At 70.6% G+C, this 17808-nt stretch carries 17 protein-coding genes; 6 read left to right on the forward strand and 11 right to left on the reverse strand.

The genetic code is table 11. The features are described 5' to 3' along the window. Positions 1-159 precede the first annotated feature (159 nt). Both ACWEVN_RS10635 and ACWEVN_RS10640 read right to left on the reverse strand, forming a co-directional pair. Positions 160-1047, reverse strand: coding sequence for a phosphotransferase family protein (locus ACWEVN_RS10635; RefSeq protein WP_449687201.1), 888 nt, complete (start codon positions 1045-1047; stop codon positions 160-162). A 22-nt stretch (positions 1048-1069) separates the two neighbouring features. After that, a complete protein-coding gene (locus ACWEVN_RS10640) occupies positions 1070-2455 on the reverse strand; it encodes a helix-turn-helix transcriptional regulator (protein WP_310968267.1) in 1386 nt (461 codons plus the stop codon). A gap of 318 nt (positions 2456-2773) precedes the next feature. On the opposite strand from ACWEVN_RS10640, the gene ACWEVN_RS10645 reads away from it, so the two are divergent. After that, complete coding sequence (locus ACWEVN_RS10645; RefSeq protein ID WP_091305133.1) at positions 2774-3112, forward strand: hypothetical protein; 339 nt, start codon at positions 2774-2776, stop codon at positions 3110-3112. Between the two features lie 12 nt (positions 3113-3124). Continuing rightward, entirely contained in the window at positions 3125-3541 is a 417-nt protein-coding gene (locus ACWEVN_RS10650) for a hypothetical protein (protein WP_310968268.1), read from the forward strand. A 318-nt stretch (positions 3542-3859) separates the two neighbouring features. Here ACWEVN_RS10650 and ACWEVN_RS10655 read toward each other — a convergent pair whose 3' ends face one another. Continuing rightward, a complete protein-coding gene (locus ACWEVN_RS10655) occupies positions 3860-5119 on the reverse strand; it encodes an MFS transporter (RefSeq protein WP_452051057.1) in 1260 nt (419 codons plus the stop codon). Then, positions 5112-6428 carry a GH1 family beta-glucosidase gene (locus ACWEVN_RS10660; RefSeq protein ID WP_452051058.1) on the reverse strand — a complete coding sequence of 439 codons (1317 nt, stop codon included), beginning with the start codon at positions 6426-6428 and terminating at the stop codon, positions 5112-5114. Before ACWEVN_RS10660 ends, ACWEVN_RS10655 begins: the two co-directional genes overlap by 8 nt. 130 nt (positions 6429-6558) lie before the next feature. Between ACWEVN_RS10660 and ACWEVN_RS10665 the strand changes: the two genes are divergently transcribed. After that, positions 6559-7206, forward strand: coding sequence for a TetR/AcrR family transcriptional regulator (locus ACWEVN_RS10665; protein WP_176173773.1), 648 nt, complete (start codon positions 6559-6561; stop codon positions 7204-7206). 548 nt (positions 7207-7754) lie between these two features. Here the strand turns inward: ACWEVN_RS10665 and ACWEVN_RS10670 are convergent. Then, the gene (locus tag ACWEVN_RS10670; protein ID WP_452051059.1) at positions 7755-9053 is read right to left on the reverse strand and encodes a D-arabinono-1,4-lactone oxidase; all 1299 of its coding nucleotides are present in this window, start codon (positions 9051-9053) and stop codon (positions 7755-7757) included. Positions 9054-9139: 86 nt separating this feature from the next. On the opposite strand from ACWEVN_RS10670, the gene ACWEVN_RS10675 reads away from it, so the two are divergent. After that, on the forward strand, positions 9140-10324 hold the full coding sequence (locus tag ACWEVN_RS10675) for an amino acid deaminase/aldolase (RefSeq protein WP_310968272.1): 1185 nt from the start codon (positions 9140-9142) through the stop codon (positions 10322-10324). A gap of 6 nt (positions 10325-10330) precedes the next feature. On the opposite strand, the gene ACWEVN_RS10680 is transcribed toward ACWEVN_RS10675, so the two are convergent. From ACWEVN_RS10680 to ACWEVN_RS10690, 3 genes are read right to left on the reverse strand one after another with little or no spacing between them, the layout of a single operon-like run. Next, positions 10331-11281, reverse strand: a complete 951-nt coding sequence (locus tag ACWEVN_RS10680; RefSeq protein ID WP_449687616.1) for a ribose-phosphate diphosphokinase — start codon at positions 11279-11281, stop codon at positions 10331-10333. Next, positions 11278-11928 (reverse strand): SDR family oxidoreductase, encoded by a 651-nt coding sequence (locus tag ACWEVN_RS10685; RefSeq protein WP_449687617.1) that lies wholly within the window; start codon positions 11926-11928, stop codon positions 11278-11280. Before ACWEVN_RS10685 ends, ACWEVN_RS10680 begins: the two co-directional genes overlap by 4 nt. Positions 11929-11938: 10 nt before the next feature. Beyond that, complete coding sequence (locus tag ACWEVN_RS10690) at positions 11939-12589, reverse strand: hypothetical protein (RefSeq protein WP_452051060.1); 651 nt, start codon at positions 12587-12589, stop codon at positions 11939-11941. Positions 12590-13012: 423 nt separating this feature from the next. Here ACWEVN_RS10690 and ACWEVN_RS10695 point away from each other — a divergent pair, with 423 nt between their 5' ends. Next, positions 13013-14083, forward strand: a complete 1071-nt coding sequence (locus tag ACWEVN_RS10695; RefSeq protein WP_310968276.1) for an HpcH/HpaI aldolase/citrate lyase family protein — start codon at positions 13013-13015, stop codon at positions 14081-14083. Next, positions 14080-14931, forward strand: a complete 852-nt coding sequence (locus tag ACWEVN_RS10700; protein WP_452051061.1) for an HpcH/HpaI aldolase/citrate lyase family protein — start codon at positions 14080-14082, stop codon at positions 14929-14931. Before ACWEVN_RS10695 ends, ACWEVN_RS10700 begins: the two co-directional genes overlap by 4 nt. A 15-nt stretch (positions 14932-14946) precedes the next feature. On the opposite strand, the gene ACWEVN_RS10705 is transcribed toward ACWEVN_RS10700, so the two are convergent. From ACWEVN_RS10705 to ACWEVN_RS10715, 3 genes are all read right to left on the reverse strand, one after another. Next, positions 14947-15828, reverse strand: a complete 882-nt coding sequence (locus ACWEVN_RS10705) for a CU044_5270 family protein (RefSeq protein WP_452051062.1) — start codon at positions 15826-15828, stop codon at positions 14947-14949. Further along, entirely contained in the window at positions 15821-16342 is a 522-nt protein-coding gene (locus ACWEVN_RS10710) for an RNA polymerase sigma factor (RefSeq protein ID WP_452051063.1), read from the reverse strand. The genes ACWEVN_RS10705 and ACWEVN_RS10710 overlap by 8 nt, the downstream gene beginning before the upstream one ends. Positions 16343-16421: 79 nt before the next feature. After that, positions 16422-17807 (reverse strand): amidase, encoded by a 1386-nt coding sequence (locus tag ACWEVN_RS10715; RefSeq protein ID WP_452051064.1) that lies wholly within the window; start codon positions 17805-17807, stop codon positions 16422-16424. Position 17808: the final 1 nt, after the last annotated feature.

Here is a 17808-nt window from a genome sequence, read left to right on the forward strand (position 1 = left end):
CTTGCGCATTGGGATGATCCGGCATCCATTGGGGGTGACCGGTCGAGCCGAACTTTCTACCCAGAGCTGACCGCCTTTTGGATGCGACGAACGGTCATTTGCAGTCGGCGAATGCACGTGCAGTCTGTGGTGTCGATCACACCAAGTGACAGATGACGGTCAGCGGTAACGCGTCCAGCGCACGTCCGTCCGGCCGTTCCGAAGGTCGTCCAGACGGCGGAAGAGCTCGGGCCGCACCTGCGGCCGGCTGCGCAGGATGGGCAGCACGCTCGTCGTCAGCTTCAGCTCCCGGATGCCGCGGAGCACGGCGAACCCGGGCCAGGACGTCACGTCGAAGCCGTACGCCGCGGCGAACGTCCGGTACGCCACCTGCGGGTCGCCGAACCGCTCACGGCCGACCGCCAGCGGCGTCAGGTCCCACTCCGGCGGGCCGACGCACGAGGAGTCGAAGTCGCAGAGCACCGGCCCGTCCGGCCCGGGGATGACGTTGCCGGGGTACGCGTCGCCGTGGACCAGACCCCTGGGCAGCGGAAACTCCAGCTCGGCCAGCTCGGCTTCGAGTTCGGCGCAGCGGTCGAGCAGGAACTCGCGGTCGGCGTCGCTGATCTCTTCGGCGTCGGACACCCGGGCCCGCACCGCGGCGAACGGCGCCCACTCGGCGAGGCCCGGCGGCGGGGGCAGGGCGTGCACCTGGCGCAGCAGCCGGGCCAGGTCGACCGACGTCGCCGCCCGGCCGATGCTCGGCACCTGGTGCCACACGGTCACCAGGTGCCCGCCGACCTCCAGGGGCTGCTCGACGTCGCCGAGGAGCCGGATCGCGGGGACGCCGTGGCGTTCGAAGTGCCGGGCCACCCGCACGACCGTGCCGACCCGGTGCCGCAGCTGCGTCGAGCCGACGATCCGGACCACGAAAGGCGCGCTGACCAGCGCGTACACCGCGTTGTTGGTGAACCGCAGCAACCGCGCGCCCGCCGGGTCGAAGCCCAGCAGCGAGCAGGTCTCGGCCAGCACGCCACGCAGCTTCCCCGAGGTGAACCGGCCGTCCAAAACCGCGCCGGCGCTCTCGGGGTCAGGCGGCGTAGAAAGCGTGGAGGCGGTCGGCGAGGTCACGGGCGTCGGCGTTGTTGCGGCGGCGCTCGGCCTCTTCCTGCAGGGGCCGCATCCGGTCCTTGACCCGCTCCGACTTGATGCCCTCGGCGCAGTCGATGGCCTTGCCGCCGACCTTGGCGCCGTGGTCGAGGTCGCCGTCCAGCAGGTGGTTGGTGGCGAGCGCGCTCAGCATGAACGTCTTGGAGCGGGCCATCTCGTCGTCGTAGGACTCGACGGCCCTGGTCAGCGCCGGGATCGCGTACTTCGTGTGCTCGGCGTTCTTCTGCGCGAGGACGGTGTGGACGGTGCCGACCATGGCGTAGACGTCGGTCTCGGTGAAGAACTTGACCCACGACTCGGCTTCGGCCAGGTTGGCGCGCTCGAACTCGTCCTTGCTCCGGCCGAGCAGCTTCACCGCCTGCTCTTCGTTGCCCATCATCGCGTAGGCCCAGGCCTCGTTCGCGCAGAGCACGGAGACGGCCAGCTCGGAACCGCTTTCCTGAGCGGCGATCTGGCCCAGCTGGAACAGCTTCAGCGCGTCGTTCGGGGCGTCCTGGTGCAGGTAGACGCGGCCCATGCGGTAGAGCACGTTGGCCACCAGCGGATGGTTTTCGCCCTGCTTGGCCAGGTCCAGCGCGTTCGCGAAGTGGCCGCGGGCGGAGTCCATCAGACCGGTGTCGAAGGAGGTCCAGCCGGCCAGCGAGTGGAGGTCGGCGAGCGCGACGTACAGCCGGTTCTTGACGATTTCCGTGCCGTGCGCCTCGAGCATCTGCTGGCCCCAGGACAGCTGGGCCACCACGGCGTCGCGGCAGAACCCGCCGCCGTACTGGTAGTCGAGCGCCCGCAGCGCCCGCGTCGCGGCTTCGACCTGGCGGACGTCGGTCATGCCGATGCGCCCGGGCGCCGGCGTCCTGGCCGGCCCGGCCGCCCAGGTGCCCGATTCCGGACCGAACACCGCCGCACCCATCGTGACCTGGGCAGCGTGCGCGAGGAACCTCCGTCGCTTCACGGACTCGTCCTCCTCAGCCTGCTGGCCGTCGGCGGAGCCGACGACCCGTATCGCCGTGGCCTCGTCGTAGGCGAGGCCCATGTACCCACGGGGGACGCCCAGGCCGTCGGCGATCCTCGTGAGCACGTCGTAGGCCATGACCTGGCGACCCTTGAGGATCTCCGACACCTCGGACTGGGACTGGCCGGTCATCGCGGCGATCTGGCGCTGCGAGACACCGTGCTTGCGCAGGAGCCGGTAAACGGCGCTGATCTCGCGCGACGCGAGAGCCGTTCTCATCTCCGGCTGCTCCCACGCGTCAGCGGGAACTGCGTGGCTCTGCCGGGCTTCGGCACTGCCACCGTTACTGGCGTCCATCGCGCCCCCTCCACTGTCCGGTCGGGCGTCTGTGAAACAGCGTAGGCAAACCTGCGGAACCGTGTGAACAGCCGAACTGGTGCCCTGATCGGTCGGGGCGAAGTCCGCTGACCGCTTACCGTGGAACCGAGCCCAGTCACCGCTATGACGCCGGTTTCACCTTCTATCGCACTCGGTTTCACCTCACTGTAGTTGTCAGATCTCCGTCACCGGCCGCACACCGGTAGCGATCACGGAGAGCTACGAAAACCGCAGCGTCGTGACAAGGCGATGTTGCAGAAGGCATCTTCGGACACTTTTGACAGAGCGGAGAAGGGCGTGGAGTTCGTGGACTCGTTCGCAGGGGGACATGCCGGCACGGCGACCCGCGCCGTGCGGCCGGCGATGGTCTCTCCCGCCCCCGCTGTCCGTCCCGTCACCCCGGCCGCCGCGGTGGATCCCCGCACCGCGAGCGTCCGCCACTACGAGGGCGGTCAGCTCGTGTGGCGCGTGCAGTGCGGCGACCTCATCAGCCGCGAACGCGCGGTGACGGTTTTCGTCGAAGACAACCAGGTGGTACTGGTCTCGCCTCCCGGTGAGACCGCGCGGCTGACGTCCGGCCAGCTCGGACAGCTGCGCGCCGCGCTCAACGAAGCCGCCAAGATGGCGGAAAGGTAACGGTGAGCTGACATGGATCAGGTACTCGGGCAGGTCCTCCGCAATGCGGTCTGGGAGCGCCTCGACATGCTGACCGACCTGGCGAACCGCGCCGACGCCCAGTCGCTCGTCTCGGTCGCGCGCTCCGAACTGCCCCGGTTGACCGAGGCGTGGCGCGCGATGCTGAAGATGCACGAGCCCGACGAGCGCGGCGACTGCCCGACCTGCTCGACCCGGTGGCACCGCTGCAAGGCGCCGTGCTCGGTCTGGCAGGTCGCGCACGAACACCTGGTGGCCGGCGGCCTGGCCCCGCAGCAACAGTCCGCGACGGACCGCCGCCTGCAGGGTCGCCGCAAGAGCCCCGTCCCGGCCCACCCCGCGCCGCCCACCGCGGCCGAGACCACCGGTCGCCACGCGCTCGTGAACCCGCGCCGAGCGGTCACGGCCTGACCCCCTGAACCGGCGAGCCGCGGCCGGCCGATCGCCCCATCGGACCCGCGTCCGCACTCGCCCCGGCCGAGGACTGTTTCGCCCGCACCCCCGAGCAGCGCGAACCAGTCCTCGGCCAACACCCGGTCCCCACCGCGATTAATCGAAAAAAATCCGCGTTAGGCCTAGCCCAGGCGGTAATCCCCCGCTAGATTGATCAACACAAGCGGTATGGACCACTGGTTCACCCGCTCTGTTCGCCCGAGCGGCCCACGAATTCCGCGGGCCGGTGCCGTTGCACTCCCCTCCCCCGACCGGCACCGGCCCGCGGTTCCACGTCTAGCGAACCGCCTTCACGCGCAGCACGAGCACCGCGGCCAGCAGCGTCGCGATCGCCGAAGCCGCGAAGAGCCCCGGATAGCCGCCGAGGTAGGCGAGCACCAGCGGCGTCACCAGCGGCGCGACCACCTGCGGCAGCGAGTTCGCGATGTTGATGATGCCGAAGTCCTTGGCCCGGTTCTGCGCCGCGGGGAGCACCTGCGTCAACATCGCCAGCGCGACCGCCATGTACGCCCCGAAGCCGACGCCGAGCAGCGGGGACGCGGCGAGCGCGACCGGCCAGCTCTGCCAGAGGACCAGGAGCAAAGCGGCCAGTGCCATGACTCCGGAGGCCACCAGGACGTACGGCTTGCGCCGTCCGGACTTGTCGGAGAAGTGCCCGGCGAGCACCGCGCCGCCGACGAGCGCGACGCCGTACAGCGCCATCATGATCAGCAGGCCGTTTTCCGGGTCCGGGTAGTGCACCGCGTCCTGCAGGAAGAACAAGAGGTAGAGCGTGCCGAACGCGTTGCCGAGGTTGATCATGAAGTGGCAGCTCCACGCCCACGCGAAGTCCGGGTACTTCCGGGGCGACACCCAGAAGTCCCGCAGCACCTGGCGCAGCACCCACGGCGGACGGGCTTCGATCGGCAGCCGCGCGTCCGGCGTCCGGAGCACGAAGAACGCGGCACCGATCACGACGATCCCCGCGCAGACCGCGTAGGCCGGCGGCAGCCCGGCCATGCCGAGCACGACGACGACCACGACCGCACCCAGGACCGTGCCGAGCATCTGCGCGATGCCGACGAGGCCGCCGACCACGGCGAGCTGCTGCACCGGAACCCGATCGGGCAACGCCGCCATGAGCGCGGCGAGCATGCCGTTGAGACCGCCCTGCACGAGGCACCAGCCGACGATCATCACGACGACCGTCGGCGCCAGCGCCAGCACTCCCAGCCCGACGGCGGCGACGATCGCGCCGGCGACGGTCCACGGGTGCCGCCGGCCGAACCGGGAGCAGGTCCGGTCGGACAGCAGCCCGATCGCGGGGTTGGCGATCAGTGCCACCGCCGCGCCGAAGCCCATCACCACCCCGAGCACGGTTTCCTTGTTCACGGCGTCGAGCAGCTCGGCCTGCTTCGGCAGCAGCACCTGAATGGGCGCGTAGACACCCAGCCAGAGCGCGATGTTGGCGAAGAACAGCAGGCTCATCCAGCCGGGCCGCACCCGCACGGTGGGTTCGGCGAGCGCCTCGGGGACCGCCTGGGTCGTTTCACTCATTCCGCACCAGCTTCCGGTACCAGTGGAACGAGTCCTTCGGCGTCCGCCGCAGGGTCTCGTAGTCGACGTGCACCAGGCCGAAGCGCGGCGCGTAACCCTTGGACCACTCGAAATTGTCCAGCAGGGACCAGCAGAAGTAACCACGGACGTCGACGCCGGCGTCCATCGCCTCGCGCAGCGCGACGAGGTGACCGTGCAGGAAGTCGATGCGTTCGGGATCGTGGACCCCGCCGTCTTCGGCGACTTCGTCGGCGAAGCTGCAGCCGTTCTCGGTGATCTGGATGGGCGGCAGCTTGTCCTGGTAGCGGTGGTGGAAGTCCAGCAGCAGTTCGCGCAGGGCGTGCGGGACGATCGGCGAACCGTTCGTCGTCATCGGGTAACCCTCGATGTCCCGCAGCTCGAAGGGCAGCGGATTGCCGGGGCCGGGCATCGCGACACCCTGCGGCTCGTAGTAGTTGATGCCGTAGAAGTCGAGCGGCTGCGCGATGGCAGGCAGATCGTCGGCGAACCCGGCGGGCAGGTGCGGGTGCAGCTCTTCGGGGTAGGTGCCGAGCAGCATCGGGTCGGCGTAGAGCCGGTTGAGCAGCGCGTCGAGATAGGTCGCGGCGTCCTGGGCGTCGTCATCGGCGGGCCAGATGGGCGAGTGGTTGTTGGCCGTGCCGATGTTCGTGGCGCCCGCGGCGCGCAGGGCCTGGATCGCGAGGCCGTGCGCGAGGTTCTGGTGGTGCGCGGTGGGAATGGCGTCCAGCAGCAGGACCTTGCCGGGCGCGTACTCGCCGATGCCGTAGCCGAAGATGGACATCACCATGGGCTCGTTGAGCGGAATCCACAGTTTCACCCGATCGGCGAAGCGCTCTCCGAGGATCCGGGCGTACTCGGCGAAGCGCTCAGCGGTCGCCCGGGAGAGCCAGCCGCCCTCGTCTTCGATGGCTTGGGGGGTGTCCCAGTGGTAGAGCGTGACGGCGGGAGCGATCCCGGCCTCGCAGACGGCGTCGATGAGCTTGTCGTAGAAGCCGAGGCCTTCGGGGTTGGGCGCACCCGTCCCGTCGGGCTGGATCCGCGGCCAGGCGATGGACATCCGGTAGGCCCCGACGCCGAGTTCCGCCATCAGCGCGATGTCTTCGGGGTAGCGGTGGTAGTGGTCGGCGGCTACGTTGGCTTGTTCACCACGGGCGATCTTGCCCTCGGTCGCGGTGAAGGTGTCCCAGATGGACGGTCCGCGCCCACCTTCGCTGGTGGCGCCTTCGATCTGGAACGCCGATGTCGAAACACCCCAGAGGAAGTCGGGCGGGAAGTTCGGGTTCTGCACCGGCTGCTGACCCCTTCGTCAGGGCACCCGTACGGGTGAACATGAAAAGTTCTCATATACTAGGTCTTCACTCGTCCGTGGGGAAGCCCGTCGGCACGATAAAGTCCCAGATCAGACGAGGAGGAGCGCCGTGTCCGACATCCAGGCCGCGAAGGTGCCGGCGGAAGCCACCCCCTTACGCCGCCAGCCGGTCCAGCAGCGAAGCGCGAAGAGGGTCGAGCAGATGCTCGACGCGAGCGCGGCGTTGATCGACGAGCTCGGTTACGACGCGCTGACGACGACCTTGATCGCCAAGCGGGCCGGGGTCGCCGTGGGTTCGCTGTACCAGTTCTTCCCGGACAAGAGAGCCGTGGTCCAGGCTTTGACGGCCCGGAACCTCGAGCGCTTCGTGGGCGCGGTGAACGAGCGGCTCAAGCAGCTGGGCCCGGAGCACTGGTGGGACGTCGTGGACTCGATCCTCGACATCTACCTGGAGATGCACCGGACGGTACCGGGATTTTCGAAGGTCCACTTCGGCGACATCATCGACCGCCAGCTGCTCGACGAGACGCGCGACAACAACGCGGTGATCGTGGATTCGCTGACGGATCTGGTGGCCACGCAGGTGGATCGGCCGGTGGAGGACCTGCGGTTCGCGATCACGATCGCGAACGAGGTCGCCGATGCGCTGATGAAGCTGGCTTTCCGGCGGGAGCCGAGCGGGGACGAGAAGATCGTCGCCGAGGCGAAGTACGTGGTGAAGGGGTATCTGGCGGCTCGGTTCGGGGAGCGGTCGTAGGGCTGTCCACAGGAGTTGTCCACAGTTCGGTGTAGCTGTGGACAACGTTGTGGTTCCGGGTGGGTTGTCAGTGGGGGCCGATAGACTGGAAGTGGGGGCTCCCCCAGGGAGGGCGGGCGCGCGCGTGCGTGCGTGATCCGGTGCTCCTCGGGCTCCTCGAAGGTCGCGAATGAGCCATCGGGACGTCGGAGGTCCCGAATGAGTCATTCGCGACACCGCAAGCCCCGCCGGCGCCCGTCGGCCGAGCACAGGCCCCACCCGGCAAAGCCGGAGCACCCTGCCAGTCTCATCGGCCCGAACGGCGCGCCCGCCGCCCGATGTACAGGCCCCCGACATAGACGGAGCACCCTGCATCACCGGCCCGAACAGCACGCTGACGCCCGAACCGGCACCCCACCCAGACCTCCCCCGCCGCCCCGATCCGAAGCCCGAACACGGCCGGTGGTGCCGGGTCAAGGCATCTTTCCCGCCTTGACGCGGTACCACCGGCCGTAGTGACAATCGCGGCTTCGGGGTGGCGGGCCAACCGCTGCGCGCGGGGGTGTCCGCTACACCGCCGGGCCGAGAACCCGGTCCAAGTACGTGTTGCTGAAAACGCCGCTCGGGTCGGTTTCCTTACGCACGCGCAGGAAGTCGTCGAAGTGCGGGTAGCGGGCGCGGAGGGTCCCCGCGTCGAGGTCGTGCATCTTGCCCCAGTGGGGGCGGCCGCCGACCGCGCCGGCGATCTTCTCGAACGCGCTGAAGTACTCGCGGTACGGCATGCCGATGAACTGGTGGATGGCGATGTAGGCGGAGTCGCGGCCCTGGGCCGTCGACAGCCAGATGTCGTCGGCGGCGGCGACGCGAACCTCCACCGGGAACATCACCGGGTGCTTCAGGGTCGGCACTACCGCCCGTAGTTCGGCGAGCACGTCGAGCACTGATTCACGTGGAACAGCGTATTCCGTTTCGGTGAAGCGGACGTTGCGCGCGGTGACAAACACACGGTGCGAGAGGTCGCTGTACTCGCGCGCACTCAAGACATTGGAGGCGAAGCTGCCGAGCGACGGCACGAGCCTCGGCATCAGCCGCCCGGTCCGGCAGAGGCCGCCGAACGCGACGTTCTCCATGATCCGGTAGTCGACGAACTCGCGGACCTTGCTCAGCGGGCGCGCCGTCTCGGTCCGGTTGTTGCGCTTGACCAGGGCGTTCTTGCCGTAGGGGAACCAGTAGAACTCGAAGTGCTCGTTCTCGTCGGCGAAGTCGTGGAAGCCTTCGAGGACCTGCTCCAGCGGCTCCGGCCGTTCCTGCGCGCGCAGGACGAACGACGGCTCGCACTTCAGCGTCACCGTGGTGATCACGCCGAGCGCGCCGAGTCCGACGCGGGCTGCGGCGAAGAGGTCGGGCTTTTCGGCCGCCGAACAGGTCACGACCGAGCCATCCGCGAGGACGAGTTCGAGCGCGACGACCTGGGTGGCGAGGCCGCCGAGCTTGGCGCCGGTGCCGTGGGTGCCGGTGGAAATCGCGCCGGCGACGGTTTGTGCGTCGATGTCGCCGAGGTTGGTCATGGCCAGCCCGAGTGCGTCGAGGGCCGCGTTGAGCTCGCGGAGCGTGGTGCCCGAGCGGACGGTGACGTGCCCGGTCTCGACGTCGACCTTCTCCACTCCGGTCCAGTGCCGCAGGTCGAGCGCGTCGGAGTCGGCGGCGGCGATGGCGGTGAAGGAGTGCCCGCTGCCCCACGGGCGCACGGTGCGGCCGGCCGCGGCGATGCTTTCGACCGTTGCCGCGATCTCCGCCGTGGTGCGCGGCTGGTGAACGTGCTGCGGCGAGGCGGAGGCCGTGCCCGCCCAGTTGGTCCACCGGGTCATGCGCGCGCACCCTTCATCCGTGAATGGCCGAAACAGTAAGTGAATAGTATTCGCGTTTCAAGCCTTCGTGTCGTACTTTAGACCTCGTGACCAGTGCGACGGTGTACGACTTGGCGACCAAGGACCTCGATCCACCCTTGGCCGTGGTCGACTTGGCGGCTTTCGACGCGAACGCCGCCGACCTTCGCCGCCGCGCCGCGGGCAAGCCGATCCGCGTGGTCAGCAAGTCGGTCCGGTGCCGGGCGCTCCTGCAGCGGGTGCTGACGATGCCGGGTTTCGAAGGCTTGATGTGCTACTCGCTGGCGGAAGCGGTTTGGCACGTCGAGCAAGGCACGACCGATGACATCGTCGTCGCCTACCCGACGGCCGACCACGAAGCCCTCCGCCGCCTGGCCGCCTCGGACGAGGCCCGCGCGGCGATCGCGATCATGGTGGATTCGCCGGCCCACCTCGACCTGGTCGACGCCGCACTGGGCCACAACCACCCCGAGATCCGCGTCTGCCTGGAGCTGGACGCCTCCTGGCGCCCCTTCCCCGGAGTCCACGTCGGCACGCGGCGGTCGCCGGTGTTCACGCCGAAGCAGGCTTCGACGTTCGCCCGGCAGATCGTCACCCGGCCGGGCTTCCGCCTGGTGGGCGTGATGGCGTACGAAGGCCAGATCGCGGGCCTCGGCGACGCGGCCGGCCCGCGCCTGAACCAGGCGGTGGTGGGCTGGATGCAGCGCCGGTCGGCGGCCGAGCTGGCCCGCCGCCGCGGCGAAGCGGTCCGGGCGGTCGAGGCGGTGACGCCCCTGGAGTTCGTCAACGGAGGCGGAACGGGCAGCCTCGAGTCGACGGGCGCGGACGCGGTGGTCACCGAGATCGCGGCGGGCTCGGGCCTGATCGGACCGACGTTGTTCGACGGCTACACCCGCTTCAAGCCCCGCCCGGCGGCGTTGTTCGCCCTGCCGGTGGTCCGGCGCCCGACCCGCAACATCGCGACGCTGTTTTCGGGTGGGTACATCGCCTCGGGCCCGACCGGTCCGTCCCGCCAGCCGAAGCCGTACCTGCCCAAGGGCTTGAAGTTCCTCGGCTTCGAGGGCGCGGGCGAAGTCCAGACGCCGGTGACGGGCCGGGCCGCCCGGACCCTGAAGCTGGGCGACCGGGTGTGGCTGCGGCACGCCAAGGCGGGCGAGCTGGCGGAGCGGTTCACCCACTACCACCTGGTGCTGGGCGACCGGGTGGAGCGGACGGTTCCGACGTACCGGGGCGAGCACCAGAACTTCGGCTGACCCGCGCTAGAACAACGCCGACACCGATTCGCCGTTGTGGATGCGGCGGATGGCTTCGGCCATCGCCGGGGCGATCGAGAGGATCTTCAGCTTCTCGGTGCGCTCTTCCTCGGGCACCGGGACCGTGTTGGTGCAGACGATCTCCAGCACCTCCGGCCGGCTGCCGATGCGCTCGATGGCCTTCGCCGCGAACAGGCCGTGCGTGCACGCCACGCGGATCGAGCGCGGCTTCAGCTCGGCCAGCCTGTCCAGCAGTTCGAGCACCGTGCTGCCCTTGGCGATCTCGTCGTCGAGCACGATCACGTCGCGGCCGGTGATCTCGCCGATCACCGAGGTGATCTGGACGCGGTCGTCCGGGAAACGCTCCTTCGCGCCGGCCGCGACCTGGACGCCGAGGAGGCGCGCGAAGTGCGATGCCTCCTTCGCGTTGCCCAAGTCGGGTGAGACGACGGTGGCGCGCGAAAGGTCGTACTGGCGGAAGTGCTTGGCCAGCTCCTGCAGCGCGTGCAGGTGGTCCACCGGGACGCTGAAGAAGCCGTGGACCTGCGGCGAGTGCAGGGTCATCGCGAGCACGCGGCTCGCCCCGGCCGTCACCAGCAAGTCGGCGACCAGCCGGCCGCCGATGGAGATGCGGGGTGCGTCCTTCTTGTCCGAGCGCGCGTACGAGTAGTGCGGGATCACGGCGGTGATCCGGGACGCCGAGGCACCGCGGGCCGCGTCGAGCATCAGCAGCAGTTCGACCAGGTGCTCCTGCACCGGCTTGACCAGCGGCTGGATGATGAACACGTCCCGCTCGCGGCAGTTGGACTGGAGCTGCACCTCGAGGCAGTCGTTGGCGAACCGCTGGATCTCGACCGGCCGCAGCGGTACGCCGAGGTGCTCGCAGATCTCTTCGGCCAGTTCGGGGTGCGCGCTGCCGCTGAAGACGGCGATTTCTCTCGATGCCTGGGTGATCACAGCGCCGCGATCGCCTCGCCGATGGCGTCCTCACCCGAGATCAGCGTCAAGGTGCGGTGCACCGAAGCCGGCGTCTCGAGCAGGCCGACGAGCACCGCGGCGACGTCGTCGCGCGGGATCGGGCCGCGGCCGGTGCGCTCGGCCAGCAGGACCAGGCCGGTGCCGGGGTCGTCGGTGAGCGACCCGGGCCGGAGGATCGTCCAGTCCAGATCGCGCGCCTTGAGGTCGTCCTCCGCCGCGCGCTTGGCGCGCAGGTAGTGGCGGAACTCCTCGGTGACGTCGGGGTTCTCCGGGTTGTCGGCCCCGATGGACCCGACCTGGACGTGCCGCCGGACGCCCGCGCGCTCGGCCGCTTCGGCGAACAGCGCCGCGGCGCCCCGGTCCACAGTGTCCTTGCGGGCGGTGCCGCTGCCCGGGCCCGCGCCCGCGGAGAAGACCGCGGCGTCGGCGCCCTTCAGCACCTCGGCGACGGCGTCCACATCGGAGTTCTCCAGGTCGAGCACGACGGCCTGGGCGCCGGCGGCTTCGAGGTCCGCCGCATGGGCGGGGTTGCGGATGATGCCGACCGCTTCGTCACCGCGCGCGGCGAGCAGCCGCTCGAGCCGCAGCGCGATCTGACCGTGTCCACCAGCAATGACGACTCGCATGGAGCCGACCTTAGTGCGAAGCGGGCGCCTCTGCGGTGCGGAGCAGGTGGTCGTAGACCAGCTCGTTGACCAGGCGGGAGACCGGGTCCTCGGCGAGCACGACGCGCTCGGTGCGACCCTCGAGGTCGAGGTCGACGACCGCGTTCGGGTCGGCGGTCACGACGGCGAGGCCGTACGCGCGGGCGCGCGGCAGGCAGTTGCCGACGTAGTCCTCGGTCAGCACCGCCGGGGAGGGGAGGACCATCGCGGCCTCGCCGTAGCGGGCGAACGGAACCGCGGAGGCCATCGCGGTGCGCCAGTGGCGCGCGACGGCCAGGACGCCGACGATGTCGGCGGCCGGGGCGGGGGCGGTTCCGGCCAGCTCCGGCCAGGTCCAGGTGTCGACGGTGGCGCGGTCGGCCACCGGGCCGGCACCCATCGCGATGCGTTCGGCGTGCACGTCGGTGCGGAGCTTGGCGACCACGCAGACCTTGCGGCCGAGGATCGTGATCTCGGGGAGGACGACGCCGTTCCAGCCGAGCTGGGCGGCGGCGGCGCGGGCGAGCTCGTCGACGCTCGCGGGGAGCTCGATCGGCGGCACCACGCGGCTCGGCATCGACCGGCTGCGCTTCGCGCCACCGGCGACCGTCGAGCGCTCGGTGTTCTGAGGTGTAGCCGCCACGAGTCCGCCTCCTTCTAACCTGCACCGCTTCGTGACCGGGGGAAACCGGCACCTCACTTGTCTAACAGCGCGGCGGCGCGGCGTCGCCGGGTAGTGCGAGTGGCTGCGATCGGCGGCGCCCAGCGGTCGATGACCGGTCGGTAGGCGGTCATCGGACTTCGGTCGAACGGTGCGGCCAACCGAGTGATCGCGAGGTGAGTGGCATTACGGTCCGGCAACGGGCGATTACCCGGGGCAGAACCGGCCAAACCCAATCCGGCTAGCCCGGATGGCGCAACAACGGCGAACTCCACAGTGGACGCGGGTCGCTGAGCTGCGGTTGTCCGCCGTCCCCCACACGGCGGTGACTTGCACCGCAGCGGTCCCGCGCGCGCGGGACTAAAGTTACCGACCAGTCACTTAGCCGCCCGCCGTGGAGGACCGATGCGCTCCCCGAAGGACTTCTTCGCCCCGCTCGCCCTGGGCGCGCCCGCCCCCGTGCGGGAGATCCCGGTGACGCCGTCCCGGATGATCCACTTCTTCGACCCCGGCAACGAGAAGATGGCGGCGAAGGTGCCGGACATCGCGAAGAAGGTCGACGTCCTGCTCGGGAACCTCGAGGACGCCGTGCGCGCCGACCGCAAGGAGGCCGCGCGCGCCGGGCTGGTCGCGATCGCCAAGGCCCACGACTTCGGGAAGACGCAGCTGTGGACGCGCGTCAACAGCCTGGACTCGCCGTGGGTGCTCGACGACCTGATCACCCTCGTCACCGAGATCGGCGACAAGCTCGACGTCATCATGGTGCCGAAGGTCGAGGGCGCGCAGGACATCCACTACGTCGACCGGCTGCTGGCCCAGCTCGAAGCGCGGGCGGGCCTGACGAAGCCGTTGCTGGTGCACGCCATCCTCGAGACGGCGAGCGGCGTGGCCAATGTGGAGGAGATCGCCGGCGCGAGCCCGCGCATGCAGGGCATCTCGCTCGGCCCGGCCGACCTGGCCGCGAGCCGGCGGATGAAGACGACCCGGGTCGGCGGCGGGCACCCGGGTTACCTCGTGCGCACCGACCCGACCGGCGATGACCTGACCGCGGGCCGCACGACCTACCAGCAGGACCTCTGGCACTACACGGTGGCGCGGATGGTGGACGCCTGCGCGATGCACGGGATCCTGCCGTACTACGGGCCGTTCGGGGACATCCGCGACGTCGTCGCGTGCGAGGACCAGTTCCGCAACGCGTTCCTGCTCGGCTGCGTCGGCGCGTGGAGCCTGCACCCGGTGCAGATCGACATCGCGAAGAAGGTGTTCTCGCCGTCGCCGTCCGATGTGGCCTGGGCGCGCCGGGTGATCGCCGAGATGGGCGACGGCACGGGCGCGGTGATGATCGACGGGAAGATGCAGGACGACGCGTCGGTGAAGCAGTGCCGCGTGGTCGCCGAACTGGCGGACGCCCTCGCGGCGGACGACCCCGAACTCGCCGCGGCCTACGACGCGGCCACCAAGGAGGCCCTCGGATGACCACGCCCCGGCGCTCTGTCCTCTACATGCCCGGCGCGAACGAGCGGGCTCTGGAGAAGGCCAAGACCATCCCGGCCGACGCGCTGATCCTCGACCTCGAGGACGCCGTCTCCCCCGACGCCAAGGAAGCCGCGCGCGACCGCGTCTGCGCGGCGGTGGGCTCCTACGGCGACCGCGAGGTGACGATCCGGGTCAACGGCCTGGACACCCAGTGGCACGACGCCGACCTGCGCGCGGCCGCGGCCGCGGGCCCGGCCGCGGTGGTCGTGCCGAAGGTGAACTCGGCGGCCGAGGTGCACAACATCGAGCGGGCCCTGGAACTCGGCGGAGCGCCGGACCGCACGAAGATCTGGGCGATGGTCGAGACGCCGGTCGCGATGCTGCACGCCGAGGAGATCGCGGCGGCCTCCGAGCGGCTGACCGTGCTGGTGATGGGCACGAACGACCTGGCCAAGGAGCTGCACGCGGAGTTCGTCCCCGGCCGCGGGCCGCTGCTGGGCGGGCTTTCGCTGTGCCTGCTGGCCGCCCGCGCGACCGGCAAGGTCATCCTCGACGGCGTCTACAACGACGTGAAGGACCTGCCCGGTTTCGAAGCCGAGTGCGAGCAGGGCCGGCAGTACGGGTTCGACGGCAAGACGCTGATTCACCCGGCGCAGGTCGAGCCGTGCAACCGGATCTTCGCCCCGTCCGAGGAGGAGATCGACCGCTCGCGGCGGATCATCGAAGCGTTCGAGGAAGCGCAGAAGGACGGCCGCGGCGTGGTGACGGTGGACGGCCGGATGATCGAGAACCTGCACGTCGACAACGCGCGGCGGGTGCTGGCGCTCGCCGAGGCCGTCAAGAACTGACGGCCTCGGCGCAGCTCACTCCGGCAGCGAGTCCGTCCACTCCGAACGGACCTGCGCGCCCTGTGGGTCGGCGACCACGTTGATGGCGCCGTCCGCGGAGACGAACATCGACGTCCGGTTGATGCGGCCGGTCGCGGGGTCGACCACGAGGCGGTAGTCCCCCGGCAACAAGAATCCGCGGCCGCCCGGGACGGGGCCGAGGTCCTTGACGCCGGGGTACGCCGCGATCAGGCGGAAGGCGGCCGCTCGCACGGCCGGTGGCGCGGGCAACGTCGAGACCAGCGAAACCGTCGACAGCAGCAGTTCCCGTTCCCGGTCCGCCGCGGTGAGCGGGCCCGCGCTCGTCCGGGCGCCGCTGTGCGCGATCGCGTTCACGAGCCAGTCCCGCAGCGCCGCCGGGTCGGTGGGCAGGGTCCGGAGCTGCTCGAAGGTGACGTCGCCGCCCGCCAGCTGCAGCGGGGAGACCGGCTTCAGCGGCACCACCCGGCCACCCGACTTCCCGCCGCGGAACCACAGGTGGCCGTCGGTGGTGTACCAGTACTCGTAGGACTGCTTGCCCGAGTCGGTCTTGATGTGCCAGTACTTGCCGGTGGCGTCCGGGGCCTTCTCGGCCACCGTGGCCGCCGCCAGTAGGACTTCCGTGCCGGTGACGACCGGGGCGACCGCCTGCGGAGGCGGCGTCGGATCCGGATCCGGGGCGCCGGGCAGGGTCGCCACCACGACGGCGGCCGCGGCCGCGGCGGCCACCAGCCCCGCCCCGATCACCAGCGGGCGGACCCGACGACGTGCTGGTGCTGCCAGCATGTGGTTCCGCAGCCGGTGGCGGCTCCGGTCGGCGGCCTCCTGGGCCGGTTCGACGGGTCGCAGAGCGTCCCGAAGAATCTGCAGGTCATCCATCGGACGCCTCCTGGGCGAGCGCGGGGGTGAGCTTCTTGCGGGCGCGCGTCAGCCGGGAGCCGACCGTGCCCGGGGAGATGCCGAGTGCTTCGGCCACTTCGGCATAGCCGAGGTCGGCGAGCGCGACGAGCAGCAGGACATCGCGCTCCCCGGCCGACAGCTGGGACAACGCCTTTCCCAGCCGCGCAACCGTCACCGAAGCGACAACGCGGCTTTCGTGTCCTTCGCCGGCTTCACGCGGGTTGAGCCGCGAGAGGGCGCGGTAGTGGCGTGCTTCCTTGCGGCGGTGCCGGGAGACCAGGTTCGTCGCGATGCCGAACAGCCAGGCGCGCGGGTCGCCGCGGCTCGCGTCGAACGTCTTCCGGCGGTCGAAGGCGACGAGGAACGTCTCGGCCGCGACGTCCTCCGCGGCCTGGGGGCCGAGGCGCCCGGCGACGTACCGGTAGATGGCCGCGAAGTAGCGGTCGTGCACCTCGGTGAACTGCTCGGTGCCGAGCACCGAGGCCGCCGTCATGGGGCTGCCTCTGTCATAGGGTTCCTTCCCGTCGGCGACAGCTTCACCCCCACTTCGCCGAAGGCCCGGAACTCCTTCCCTACCCGATCGGCCAGGGCCGCTGCGGCGGGCGGAGCCGTTCGTACGCCGCCGCGGCGCGGAGGACGCCGAGGTCGTCGAAGCGGCGGCCGGCGAGCTGGAGGCCGATCGGCCGGCCGTCGTCGGTGTAGCCGCAGTTCACCGACGCCGCGGGCTGGCCGGACATGTTGTACGGCACGGTGAACGCGATGTGCTCGAACGGCCGGGCCGGGTCGTTCGTCGGGGACGCCCACTCCGCCGGCGGCGCCGCGACCGGGCTGGTCGGCGACAGGACGACGTCGAACGCCGAGGTCGCGCGCAGGGCCGCCACGCTCATCACGTCGATCTGAGCGAAGCCGCGGTAGACGGCGACCCCGGAGGCATCCGCGCCACCCGCGGCCCAGTCCGCGATGTACGGCAGGACCTTCGCGCGGCGCTCCGGCGGCAGGTTCACCAGGTCCGACCAGGCCCGCGTGCGCCAGAAGACGTCGAGGCCTTCGAGCATGTCGCGGGTGAGGAACGGCTCGACCGGCTCGACGACCGCGCCCGCCGCTTCGAAGGCCCGGGCCGCCGCGGTGACGGCGTCGCGGATCGCCGGGTCCACCGGGAGGCCGACCCCGGCGTCGAGCTGCAGGCCGACGCGCAGGCCGGCCAGCGGAAGATCGAGCGAAGCCCAGTCGAGCTCCGACGGCGGCAGGCACAGGTGGTCGCGCGCGTCCGGGCGCGAGAGCACGCTCATCAGCAACGCCGTGTCGGCGACCGTGCGGGTCATCGGGCCGGCGACCCGGCCGAGGAACGGCGGGACGACCGGCACCCGGCCGAAGCTCGGCTTCAGCCCGGCCAGGCCGCACCAGCCCGCGGGCAGCCGGATCGAGCCGCCGATGTCCGTGCCGACGTGCAGCGGGCCGTACCCGGCGGCGGCCGCGGCACCGGCGCCCGCGCTGGACCCGCCGGGCGTTGCGGAGAGCTGCCACGGGTTGCGGGCCGTGGTGTGGAAGCTCGACAGCCCGGACGTCAGCATTCCGAAGTCCGGCATGGTCGTCTTGGCCAGCAGGACGCCGCCGGACTCGCGGATCCGGGCCGCCACCGGGGCGTCGTCGGTGGCCGGCACCAGGTCCGTCACCGCCGTGCCCAGCGGCACCGGCGTGCCGCGGGTGGCGATGTTCTCCTTGATGGTGAGCGGGACGCCGTCGATCGGGCCCAGCGGTTCGCCGGCCGCCCAGCGAGCTTCGGACGCCTTCGCGTCTTCACGAGCTGCTGAAGGGTCGTACGCGTACAACGCGTGCAGCTCCGGCTCTCGCGCTTCGATGCGCGCGACAACGGCTTCGGTCACCTCGACCGGTGAGAGCGTCTTCGCGCGGTACTGCGCGACGAGTTCGACGGCGGTCAGGTCAGGCAGCTCGGTCATG

It is taken from the genome of Amycolatopsis sp. NPDC003861 (assembly GCF_053605405.1).